The 12,715-nt window shown below is 56.1% G+C and carries 7 protein-coding genes; 4 read left to right on the plus strand and 3 right to left on the minus strand.

Annotated elements, in window-relative coordinates:
* Positions 1-19: 19 nt before the first annotated feature.
* The 3 genes from ACZ5AL_RS07000 (at position 20) to ACZ5AL_RS07010 (ending at position 7,923) form a co-directional block, all read left to right on the plus strand.
* Positions 20-1,105, plus strand: a complete 1,086-nt coding sequence (locus ACZ5AL_RS07000) for a M24 family metallopeptidase (RefSeq protein WP_464513114.1) — start codon at positions 20-22, stop codon at positions 1,103-1,105.
* Positions 1,106-1,246: 141 nt separating this feature from the next.
* The gene (locus tag ACZ5AL_RS07005; RefSeq protein WP_464513116.1) at positions 1,247-5,575 is read left to right on the plus strand and encodes a S8 family serine peptidase; all 4,329 of its coding nucleotides are present in this window, start codon (positions 1,247-1,249) and stop codon (positions 5,573-5,575) included.
* Between the two features lie 482 nt (positions 5,576-6,057).
* Positions 6,058-7,923, plus strand: a complete 1,866-nt coding sequence (locus tag ACZ5AL_RS07010; protein ID WP_464513117.1) for a methyltransferase domain-containing protein — start codon at positions 6,058-6,060, stop codon at positions 7,921-7,923.
* On the opposite strand, the gene miaA is transcribed toward ACZ5AL_RS07010, so the two are convergent.
* Positions 7,845-8,792 (minus strand): tRNA (adenosine(37)-N6)-dimethylallyltransferase MiaA, encoded by a 948-nt coding sequence (miaA, locus tag ACZ5AL_RS07015; protein ID WP_464513119.1) that lies wholly within the window; start codon positions 8,790-8,792, stop codon positions 7,845-7,847. The two genes, ACZ5AL_RS07010 and miaA, sit on opposite strands and share 79 nt — an antisense overlap.
* A gap of 189 nt (positions 8,793-8,981) precedes the next feature.
* Between miaA and ACZ5AL_RS07020 the strand changes: the two genes are divergently transcribed.
* Positions 8,982-11,591, plus strand: a complete 2,610-nt coding sequence (locus tag ACZ5AL_RS07020) for a XamI family restriction endonuclease (protein WP_464513120.1) — start codon at positions 8,982-8,984, stop codon at positions 11,589-11,591.
* 36 nt (positions 11,592-11,627) lie between these two features.
* On the opposite strand, the gene ACZ5AL_RS07025 is transcribed toward ACZ5AL_RS07020, so the two are convergent.
* Both ACZ5AL_RS07025 and ACZ5AL_RS07030 read right to left on the minus strand, forming a co-directional pair.
* Positions 11,628-11,837: a hypothetical protein gene (locus tag ACZ5AL_RS07025; RefSeq protein WP_464513122.1), complete on the minus strand. Its 210-nt coding sequence runs from the start codon at positions 11,835-11,837 to the stop codon at positions 11,628-11,630.
* Between the two features lie 108 nt (positions 11,838-11,945).
* Positions 11,946-12,707, minus strand: a complete 762-nt coding sequence (locus ACZ5AL_RS07030) for a lycopene cyclase domain-containing protein (RefSeq protein WP_464513123.1) — start codon at positions 12,705-12,707, stop codon at positions 11,946-11,948.
* Positions 12,708-12,715: the final 8 nt, after the last annotated feature.

A 12,715-nucleotide genomic window follows, 5' to 3' on the forward strand; every position in this document is an offset into this window, starting at 1 on the left:
TTCTCGAATTGATGCCTATATGTCCACCCCCACCGCCGTGCGTTCAATGCACGATACGCTTCTCGACATTGCTCACCACCATGATGCCGATGCCTGTGTAATTACCGCCCTACCCGACATTCGATGGGCATGTGGGTTTACCGGATCAAACGGCATCCTGGTTGCACTTCCTGATCGCTATATCTTTCTATCCGATGGCCGATACACCGAGCAGGCCGCGCGTGAAGTGCAGGACGCTGAAGTGCACACACCGGGCTATAATCTGTGGGAGTATGTTAGCGAAGAAGGCCTGCTTAGCGACATAGACACGGTGCTTATCCAATCGGATACGGTGACACTTGACACGCTCTCCGCCTGGAAAGAGCGCTTTCCGCATATTGACTGGAAACAGGGCGCTGGCCTCCTTACCGAACGCCGTGGCTCCAAATCAACAGAAGAAGTCAACAAGATTCGGGCTGCCCAACGCATTACGGATGCCGTGTTTGCCGAGCTGTGCGACTGGATTGAGCCGGGCATGACGGAACGGGAGGTGGGCGCTGAAATCGTATATCGGCATCTCAAGCGCGGTGCTGAACGCATGTCGTTTGATCCGATTGTAGCTGCAGGCCCCAACGGAGCCCTGCCCCACGCCCGTCCGTCGGATCGGGTTTTGCAGAAGGGCGACATGGTGGTTATCGACATGGGCTGTTTTCTCAATGGCTATGCCTCAGATATGACGCGGACCATTGCCATTGGTGAGCCCTCCGACGAAGCCCGCAGGGTGTATCAGTTGGTGTGGGAGGCGCAAGAGACCGCTATCGCCGCGGCGCGAAGCGGCATCACGGGCACTGACATCGATGCAGTAGCGCGGGAAATCATCGAAGATGCAGGGTATGGCGAGTACTTCGGTCACGGGTTGGGCCACGGCGTGGGGCTGGAGGTGCACGAATGGCCGCGCCTGTCATATCACGTAACACACGACCTTCCCGATGGGGCTGCGGTAACGGTGGAACCCGGCATCTATCTGCCTGACAAGTTTGGCGTACGCATCGAGGATATCATCATTCTACACCCTGATGGCTGCGAGAACCTGACCGAGAGCCCCAAAGAACTGCAGGTTATTTAGGCACTGCCGAATATCGCGCACATAGAAACGTAGAGAGGGCGCGTCTCGTACAGGGAGCATATGGTGGAAGTCGGAGCCAAGCTGTAATGTCGGTAACAACCCGCTTCCATACACTGCTTTTCGACGTACTCCGTTCGCCTGATGACGCCATTTCGCCTCCTCGTCTGTACAAGTCTCCTCCTGCTGGGGGGAAGTCTCGGCATGAGCGCCCACGCGCAGGCCGACGATGATGACGCCCCGCGTGAGCTGATTATCCGCCTGGCCGATGATGCTCCCGATGCATTACAGCAATCCCTGGAAGCGCCCGATGCCCCGCGTCCGGCTGCGGTTGACCCGCTGTTCTCCTCTATCCTGGAGGTCGAGCCGACGTTTCCTGATGTGCAGGCTGCCGCACAGGGGGAGGCTGCGGAGTGGCCTGTCTACACACTCCGTTTCACCAATGCGGATGACGCAGAGACCGCCAAAAGACAGTGGGCCGAAACCGAAGGCGTGCTGTATGTGGATGAGAACGATAAATTTTATCTCGACATCGTAGATCAACAGGATGCGGTGCCTGATGCTAACGGTCTGCCGATTTCGCTTGACCCCGACACCATCGATCAGAAGCTGAATCACCTCGATGTAATCAATGCCCGTGCTGCCCACAACATCACACGCGGCGATCCATCGGTAACCATTGGTGTCATCGACTCGGGCGTGTTTTACGACCACCCAGATCTCGAAAATCAGGTGTGGGTGAACGAGCCCGAAGATGTAGCGAATGCAGGTACCTTCGTGCCCGAAAATCGCATCGGCACCGATGAAGATGGCAATGGCTGGGTGGACGATGTGATTGGATACAGCTTTGTAGATCGACTGCTTCCGCCTGCGGAAGGGCGGTTTGGTCCGCGCGATCCCGACCCGCGTGCCGACTCGCTGGGGTCGTTTGGTTGGCACGGCACGGCTGTCAGTGGTGTAGCCGTTGCACAGGATGACAACGACTCGGGTATGCAGGGGGTAGCCCCCCGCTCGAGTATTGCCTTGCTGCGCGCCTTTGGGCATGACGGAGCTGGGCTAACCCGCGACATTGCCGAGGCTATCATTTACGGCGCCGATATGGGCTTCGATGTGCTCAATATGTCGTTTGGGCGTGATGTGGCCTCGCCGCTCATGCACGATGCCATTCAATATGCGCACAGCCAGGGCACGGTGCTGGTCGGCTCCGCAGGCAACACCGCAGGGGATGATCCAAACTACCCATCCGATTATCCAGAAGTTATTTCAGTGATATGGTTAGCCGAAGACGGCGAGGGCCTTCCTCCGCTTAGCACTAGTTCGTATGGCATTGGCACCGACCTTGGGGCGCCCGGATCGAATGTATTCACTACAGACTTTCCGGGGACTACCCCTTCAGATGAGATTACGCCCGAATACCTCTACCGCTCGGCCAGCGGATCGTCCTTCTCAGCGCCGCAGGTAAGTGGAGCCGTGGCGCTGTTGCGTGCCCTCGACGACTCCCTCACCCCTGAGGACATCCGCTCTATCCTCACTAGTTCTACCGTCGATATTGGATTGCCGGGTTGGGACCAGCGCACCGCTGCCGGACTCCTCGATGTCCGCGAGGCGTTGCTCCGCGCGCTGCCCGGCTCCACAACCATCACCCGTCCTGCTCACGATAGCGGCTGGAGCGAGGACGAAATCCATGTCGTAGGGTCGTCCATTCACCCCAAGCACGACTCGTACCAACTGTTCTACACTGAAGGAACCACCGATCTGGATGATGCCGAGTGGATCCCCATTCACGATGCGGTGTCACAGCGCGTTCTTGACGACACCTTGGCTACGTGGTCCACAGAAGCGCTTGAAGACGGCGAATACACGCTACGGCTTGTCACTAATCTGACTGACAACCGCACCGTCGAAGATCGGCGTCGGGTGCGCATCCAACGCGAACCGCCGGAGCTTACCGTTCATGCTGCAACGGGCGGACTCGTGGGCTCTCATTTTGGGGTGATTACGGATGTGCAGACCGACCAGCGTAGCACCATCACGCTGGACATTGAACTGAGCGGACAAACGCATACCGTTGAAAGCGAAAATGCACGCCAACGCCACGGCACCTACTGGTCAAATACCAGCGGCAGTGGAGGTGAGGCTGCCCTGCGCATCCACGCAACGAACGATGCTGGACTCACTACCACCCGTGATACAACCGTCCAGGTGCCCGAACGCCAGTTCCGTTCCCAATGGCTCGAACGGCACGAAACCAATGTGCCCCGTGGGTTTGTCCTCCCCACGTTTACCGACTTCGACAATGATTCGCTGCCCGAATTGGTTGTCAACCCGTTCTCGGAGGGCGGCGGGCTGGGCGACTCAATCTTTCTGTACGAATGGACTGGCGATGATTTCGCCAAGGCCGATTCGCTTCAAGCCAATGTCATTCCGCGCGACGTGGCCGATACCGATGGCTCCGGCACCCCCGAACTGCTCACGCAGGTGGGAAACGCTACGCTCATGCTCCGCCAAGAGGGGGATGACTGGCTCCCGAAATCTGAAGCGTTCATTGACACGACCGGGACCGAAGCCGGGCCATTTATTGGTGCTCGCCTTGTAGACCTTACGCATACCGGCACCGCTCAAATGCTGGGCCATACCCGCAATGTGTGGAAGGGGCGCGCCTGGGATGGAAACGAGTACCCCATCCAGTACACGCTCGATCCTGAAAAAGCTGTTGCCATTGACGATACACTCGATATTCAGAGCAATATCGGAGCGGCAAACGCTGCGGTGGGCGACTTCAATGGAAACGGGCGTACCAATATGGTAGTGGGTACCCGCTATGGGCACTGGATCATGTACGAAATCTCACCGGGAAAACCCGCTCCTGGGCCCATCTGGAGCTACGCCTCTAACCGCTTTGATGCCGGACGTCGCTTTGGGGCCGGCGACCTGACAGGCGATGGGGTTGATAACTTTGTCACGTTCACGCAGTTCTTCCCGAACACCCTGCCCGACGACACACGCATGCCGCCGCGTAGCACCTACACCGTGTGGCAAGCATCGAACGATGGGTTTGATCCCGTGTACACGCTTCCCATTGCCGGATCCCCCGGTGCAAACGGAGCCATCACCACAGCCAACCTCACCAACGACGATCGGGACGAGGTAGTCATCGCGCATGCTCCGTACCTTATCGTACTGCGCAACGACCCCAGCTTGGGGTGGCACGTAGCCTACCTCGACGATCGTGATGGCATCGAATCGGTGCAAAGTGCGTCGCTGCTAGCCGGCGATGTGACAGGCAGCGGCTACGCCGAAATTTTTGCGAACACACGTAAAGACCATCTCGTCCAGTTTTCGGTGCGCGACCAGGCCGTGGCGCTATCTCCGCCGCAGTGGCGTATCGCGCAGGCCGTATCCGATTCATCCGTTCAACTGAGCTGGCGCGCCCCCGATGTAGACTCGGTTGCCGTCTACCAGCGCACCGCAGATGCGCCCTTCGAGCGTATGACCACACAGCACGACTCTAGCCTGACTGTAGACACGGATGCCGAAGCTACGTATGCGCTACGGGCCTGGCGTGGCAACGACACCTCTCCGCTTAGCGAAGCGCGCACAGTACGACCCCGTGCCCCAGCTACAATTGAAGAGGTGGCCTATCCGGCGCCCTATGAGGTAGACCTACGCTTTACTGAACCGCTTACCGAAGGGTTGCGCCCTGAGCAATTTACATATGAAGGCACGCCCCCCGAACGAGTCGTGGGCACTTCGAATCGGGAAGGACTCCGTGTAACTTTTTCAGATGCGGTTCCACTCACGGGCACGCTCACCTGGACTGGAGTGACTGACCGCGATGGCACGCCTGTTGGGCAAACAAGCGTTGCCTTAGAATTGCTCGCTGCCGATGACGCCCCGTTCTTTGTCGAAGACTGGACACGCACAAGCGATCAGTCGATCGAGTTGCTCTTTAACGCAGCGGTTGACGCGGAACAGGCCGCCGACACCAACACGTACCGCGTTAGCTCGCCGGGCTCGGTGCGCCAGGCCACGGTAACAAGCAACGACCCGAAGCGCGTGCGACTTGACCTGGCAGGCATTGTCGTAGGAGCAAGTGGGCAAATCACCACCCTCCAGATCGACGAGTTAGCTAGTGCAAGCGGTCACCGCTTAGACGACCGCAGCCGCGCCATTCAACTTACCGGCCCCGCCGATGACCTTGACGATGTGTTCGTCTATCCGAATCCGTTTCGGGGGGCTGAGCATAGTCAACACGTCACTGTGGCCGGGCTGCCCACCGAAGCCACAGTCCGTATCGTAAGCGTAGATGGACGCATGGTGCGCACTCTCCGTACCGACCGAGCGTTTGAGGGCGGTCTTGAGTGGGACCTGGAAGACGAAACGGGGCAGCGAGTGCCGTCGGGCGTATATTACCTGCGCGTAGAAGCACCGGGCGAAGACCCAGTCATGGAAAAGGCAGCGGTAATCTGGTAGACTGGAGCGTGGTTGTGTGGCGCGGCTGAAAGTTTGAGGCGTTTAAGATGCTGGAATCTCTCCCCCTAAACCCTCCTCTGAGCTACGGTTTATACACAACGAAGTCGGAGAAGACCCGGAGTGGGTGCCGACGACTCGGTTTGGGGACGCTGGAGCGTCCGACCCCGCGTGGCGACGCGGAGCATCGCCACGAGAGACGAGATGGTGTCGCGTTTCCAGGTCATCCTGACGCCGCCAGGCGGAAGGATCTCAGCGCCATCCCTCCAGGCGTTCGGCACACCCAGTGCGCGCGGAAACTATCCCGTGGGCATTGAGCAGCACGGCGTTGAGATGCTTCACTGCGTTCAGCATGACTTGTTTAGCTGGCTTCACTGACCGCCCGAGATCTCCCCTGCCAACGTAGTGGACTACTGCTCACACAATTCCAGACTTTGACGTGTAACGACACGTAGCAGCACATCTCGTTTTGACAGCCTTACACCATGAATCTGCGCTCCACGGCCCCGTTTGCTTGCACGCTGCTCGTGCTTACTGCAATACCGTGGTTTGCCGCTGATCCGACACGATGGGGCGGAATGATTGTGCTAAGCATCATCGCAACGGCAGGACTCGCGTGGTGCTGGCGTAAGAACCAGCTCACAATGCCTATCGTGCTTGGGGGCGCAGTGCTGCTGCGGCTTGCATACCTCCCGCTGGAGCCCGTGCTGAGCGACGACGTATATCGCTACCTGTGGGATGCGCGCATCTGGCTAGAGGCCGGCGCGAATCCGTATGCGCATCCCCCTGACACAGAATCACTTCGTGCTTGGCGTGAGAACTGGCTCTACCCAAACCTCAACTCGCACGAATACCACAGCGTTTACCCGCCGCTGTCGCAATTCTTTTTTGCTATCGCCTATGCTATCGGAGGCGCATCGGCAACAAGCTACTATGTGCTCAAAGGGCTGTTCGTAGCCGTAGAGTTGGGCGGACTCTGGGCGCTGCGCCATCACGTAGCCCCGCGTCATCTCATGTTGTATGCGTGGCACCCGCTGGCGCTCATCGAGGTCGCCGGTCAGGGACACACCGAAGCCCTGGCGGTAGGAGCCGTGGGCGTGGCCTTCTGGGCTGCATGGACCCACCGCGCGCATCTTTCAGCGGCCACCATTGCATTTGCCGGACTCGCCAAGCTATATCCGTGGATCGCCCTCGCCTGGATCCTGCGCCGCTTTGGATGGAAGCCCCTACTCACCGCACTCGCCATCATCGGATTGGCTTTTGCGCCGTTCTGGTATCCCGCCCTGCTAACCGATGTCTCGCAATCGCTTCGCCTCTACGTCCAACTCTTCGAATTTAACGCCGGCCCCTACTACGCGGTCAAAGAATCGCTCTATGCACTCACCGGCTCCGACTGGAGCAAAATCATTGGGCCGGTCTTTGGAACGCTCACATTGCTGGGACTGGCCGCATGGACCCTCCGTGATTGGTGGCGGCCTGTGTCGCTCCCCGTCTTTTTGGCCGGCGGACTCGCCATCTATCTGGGGCTAGCCACCACCGTCCACCCATGGTACTGGCTGGTTATCGGGCTCGCCGCCGTCCTCCACCCCGTCTCGCGCTGGGCCTGGGTCTGGATTGCCACCTTCAGCTTGGGCACGTACCTGTTCTATATAGACGGCCCCTACTGGATCTGGGTTGCTTTGGGGTGGGGCGGCGCGTTGGTGTTATTGGGAATTGGATGGATCCAGCAGGGAGGTCTTGCTGTGCCACGGGCCCGGCAAAAAGCACGCTGCTTTGCTGATCCGCTCCGTCGTCTGGCCCGCACGGAAAACCCAACCCTGCTTGACATTGGTTGCGCCGAGGGGGCACTGGGCGCGCATATCCAGCGAAAGTACGGCATTCAGGTCACGCTCACCGACCTCTCCGACGCCCGGCATGCCGACATCGATCTTCCGTTTCAGCGCTGCACCTCTCATCGTCTACCCTTCGATGACAATGCATTCGATGCTGCCCTGCTCACCTTCGTCCTGCACCATGCCGACGATCCCGAACGCACCCTGCGTGAAGCCCTCCGCGTGAGCCGTTCCCGTGTGCTGATTCTGGAGTCCGTGGCCTATCACCCGCTGCAGCGACGCCTACTCGGCTGGGCCGACGCCCTCGTGAATGCGCTCCGCTCGGGCGGTAGCATGTCCGCGCCTCATCCCGAAGTGTATCGCTCGACCACCGACTGGGCCGAATGGATCAACGCCCACGGGGGTACGGTGATGAGTGCGAGTACCGTTGATGGAATACTTCATCCGTGGGCGGTGCTGGTGGTTGAGCCGGCCTCCATCCAGCGTGAGAGTGCCGCCTCCGACACCTCCTCTGGATGACGCCACACGTAATCATCGTAGCGCCGAAACCAGGTCAGTTGCCGTTTCGCATACCGCCGCGTATTGCGTTTTATCAGGCGCACCATCTCGTCATAATCGTACGCGTTCTGCAGAAACTGTATCGGTTCGCGGTAGCCAATGGTACTAAGCGGCGGCTCGTCCAGGTTGGCGGGGCCGTCCATGACTGCACGCACTTCGTCGAGCAGCCCTGCATCCAGCATCTGATCGACGCGTCGGTTGATGCGATCGTACAGCCGCTTCCGATCGCGGTTTAACACCAGCGTCTGATAGGTGAACGGCGGCTCCGGCTGGTTCTCGTAGTACGAGGTCAACGTACGACCCGTACCGTGATACACCTCCAGCGCTCGCATCACGCGGTGGGTCTTCGTCGGATCGTTTTTAGCAGCCTGCTTCGGGTCGATCTCTTCCAGCTCGGCATAGAGTGCCTCAGCACCTTCTTCTTCGAGCCGTTCCTCCAGGGTGGCACGTACGGCATCGTCCACATCCGGAATATCGGCCAGCCCTTCTTGCAAGGCGTGGATGTAAAGCGTAGACCCGCCCACAACAATAGGCACGCGACCGCGCGCCAATATCTTGCGGATGCGTGCGTTGGCATCGCTCGCAAACGCGCCCGCCGAGTAGGGGCCGTCCGACAGCGATCGCTCGTCGATGAAGTGATGCGGAATGCCCTGCTGCTCCTCCGGCGTAGGCTTGGCCGTCCCAATCGTCAACTCCCGATAGATCTGCCGGCTATCCGCCGAAATGATTTCGGCTTCCCATTGCTGGGCAAGTGCAAGGCTCAATGCGGTTTTTCCAACTGCTGTGGGGCCGACAATGCAGAGAAATGGACCAGGACGCGGTGCAGACATAAGCACAAAACAACCAGTGAACGTGACAAACGTACCCGCCTGCACGCACAATAGATGGGGGTTGTTCGATCAACCAGAAAACTGTGTCTAATCCAGGCTTATCCTTTAATCAAAAGTGCAACGTCATCGCTTCTGAAACCGTAGAAATCTCGTTAATGTATTTAAAATAGAGCAGTCAGCACTACACGTATGCCCATCAATGCAAACAAACCGCACCTCTGGAAAGATGACATAGCCCGATCGGTAGACTTCTATAATGACTGGTTCATGGAGTTTGCCCCGAAGGCATATCGCGACCAACGAGAAGAGCAAACTGACCTCGTTGAAGAGACGATGTCAGCAACGAATGACTTGCGCGATGTTACGCCTCGTTTTCTAATCGAACAGCCTCTTTCCATTCAGATGCTTCGAATGGCGACGGCCCCTCCGCTCGCACGAGATCGTCTGATTGGTCTGGCTCATGTCAAAAAGAACCTTGTGTACAGCATGGAAGAGACAAAAAAGCATGAACCTCGCGTTCCGCCACGTATGGATGAGGACATGCTCCACGATCAACTCGAACGGATTTGCGAAGTTGTCGAAACCATGATTGACCGTGATATTTGTCCTTGGCTGAACAAAGACAACGAACCTACCCCAAAGGAAAGGCGCCGTGCAGCTAGTGTCTTTGCTGATCGTCTTTGTGGAATGGCTGCAGATCCTATCATCAGAAACGCGCAAGAACGTGAGCAGCAAAACGCAATTCGTGGTTGGCTCCAAAATCAAGAATATGAAGAGGTAAAGTCATCAACATTGGACGATGTCCGCAACATGGAGCGTGGTACATTTACATTCGGATGTACAGTACAAGTCCCCTCGGGCAACGACACGAGAAATCTCCCCATCGACTGCATTATACAACCCCATCACGCAGTGGCAGGGCAACCACCGATTTTTGTTGAGATGAAGTCCGCCGGAGATTACACAAATCCAAACAAGCGTCAAAAAGAGGAAGCCCAAAAAGCGCGTCAGCTTCGAGATGAGTTTGGGGAGGATGTAGACTTCATTCTCTTTCTAAGGGGTTATTTTAACTCGCAATATCTTGGCTATGAAGCTGCAGAAAATATAGACTGGGTATGGGAGCACCGTATCGAAGATTTGTCTCACCTAAAGTTGGACAAACCAGATAACACCGGTTCCTCTGGTGGGCTCGTTCAAGAACCAACGCCGCCTTCATCAGGTGGTAGCGAAGCTTCTTCTCCAATCAGTTCCGGAGAGCAGAAACGACTGACTCTTCAAGATAAGCTGGATGCAGAAAAAAGCAAATCATCGCGGAATAAGTTGGGCCAATTTGCAACGCCCACTGTGCTGGCCCAGAACATTATCCGTCTAGCAAGTCAGCATCTATCCACATCAAGCATTGATATGCTTGATCCAGCCTTTGGAACAGGGGCCTTCTTTACAGCTGCACGAAAAGTGTTGGGACCTGCGGCTATAAACCAGTGCCGGGCTTTTGAAGTCGATCCCCATTATGCAGATCCAACACGCCAGTTGTGGAGCGATACTTGTCTGGCATTAGAAACAGAGGACTTTACAGCACAACAACCGCCGAACCACGAAAGCAAACGGTTTGACTTTGTTGTTGCGAACCCTCCTTATGTACGACACCACCATATCCCGTCGCAGATGAAAAACCGACTTCAAGAGCAAACACTTCATCTGCATGGTATGGAGCCAAGCGGTCTGTCGGGGCTCTACACCTACTTTATCTATTTAGCGCACGGGTGGATGAGGCAGGGCGGTCTGGCTGCATGGCTCATTCCCAGTGAGTTCATGTACGTGAACTATGGCAGGGCGCTACGTCGTTATTTAACCAGGGATGTTACGCTGCTTCGGGTTCACCGATTTGACCCCCAAGAAGTGCAATTTGCGGATGCGCTTGTATCTTCTGCAGTCGTTATTTTTCGCAACAAAAAACCGTCGGATGAGCAAACGGCCTTCTTTTCTTATGGAGGAGATGTGGCTAATCCAGCACGATATCGGGATGTCCCGGTTCAGGAATTAGCCACCCTCTCGAAGTGGAATAACATGTATCGGAAGCCGACGTCAGAAGATAATTCCGAAGATACCGTTCGCGTTGGAGAGTTATTCTCTACCAAGCGAGGCATTGCAACAGGAGCCAACTCCTTCTTTATTATGTCTCCTGAAGAAGCTACCCACCGGGAAATCCCTGCTCAGTTCTTAACTCCCATTCTACCAAGTCCACGCTATCTTGAAGACGACTTGGTGGAATCGAAGGATGGTTATATGCCAGATATTGAAAAGAAGCAACTGCTCTTATCTTGCGACATTGCTGAAAAAAAGGTTCAAGCTGAGTATCCTTCACTTTGGATGTATCTACAGCAAGGTGAAGAGCAGAAGATCCACGAGCGCTATTTGTGCAGTCGGCGTTCGCCCTGGTATAGCCAGGAATCAAGAGATCCAGCTCCAATTCTTGTCTCATACATGGGCCGGTCTTCCAAAGGAGACTCCCCATTCCGATTTATACTCAACCGTTCTCAGGCAATAGCTGCCAATGCATATTTAAATTTGTATCCTTCTCCACCGCTCAACAAAAAGATGAAAGAAGAGTCCGATCTTATCATTGCCATCTGGAAGGCGTTAAACGCTATTTCAGCTTCCGATCTTATCGCTGAGGGACGCACTTACGGTGGTGGACTTCATAAAATGGAGCCCAGCGAACTTGAAAATGCCCGCATTCATATTGATGCATTGACCGATTTGCACCACCTATCGGCCACACAGGCCGAACTGTTTTGATAGTCAACAAAACACGGCTTCCCGTACCGTAATACGTTAAGCCGCCTGTGGATCATCCGTGCGTTTAGGAACCGTGATGTGCGGAGCCGGACCAACAGGCATTGTGTCGCCCGAAGGAGGCAGTCCGCCTCCTTCGCTGTCATCATCGGATGGATCGGTACCCTCGGGATAGCTCCGATGAATCCATAGCATCACCGCAAGCCCTAGGATGCACGAAAGCATGAAGAGCACCTCTAAGAAAAGCATAGCGATGGACAATGAAGGTTTTTAGAACGCGCTGTACTCATTCATAGTCTTTGGAATGAATTCCGTTTCCCGTATGTGCAGGACGATTCCATTTGTAACATTCAGCGGTTATGCTGGCTCATTCAAAGTTACTGGATCGCGGTCAGATAGAAGCTTTGGCGCATCATCCAAAAAGAGGAGGATGCCCTGCACAACCATAATGTTCGTTACCAAAAAGAATGTTGCTTCTTCAACAGGCAACCCAAACGGTTCGATGCCAATGGTGTAGTCGGGGGAGATTGTCCAGATGCCATTATTGATGGCAATAGCATCGGCCACCCAAAGGTAGACGGTTGGAAGCCCAATCGTCCAGGCAAGCGTACGGCGATATTGCCAGAGCTGAGGGCCGTCGTAGAACCATTTAAACGCAACAATGGGGCCGGCCCAGCCCAGAATGAGCCCCATGTAGAGCACCGAGTCGATGCCCGAAAGGATCATCCACCAGCCCGCCAGCGAGATAACCGTCCATAGCACCCCTCCAATCCAGCGAGCATTGGGATTCTGGGGACGCCGCTCCTCGGTGCGATCCAGATAATGGTACAAAAACAGACCTGTAAGAATAGGCTGTAGAATAAAAAAGGCATACTCTTCGATGGGCACATATCCAATTGTGAAGAGCACCCGATCGGGCCCGTACCACCACACCTCGTTTGCCACAAGGTAGTTATCCCAGGGGGTTGTGTATACAAATGCAATTAAACAAAGCAGCGGGATAGCGAGCAAGCCGCGACGTCCCCCAACGCCTCCCAATGGACGGGGGGCCGTAGCTGCCATAAGGAGGATGGGGGGAATCGTAAAGATAAGGTGGAATTGCAGGTACGAAAGTTCCATAGTAGTAG

It is taken from the genome of Natronotalea proteinilytica (genome assembly GCF_055379935.1).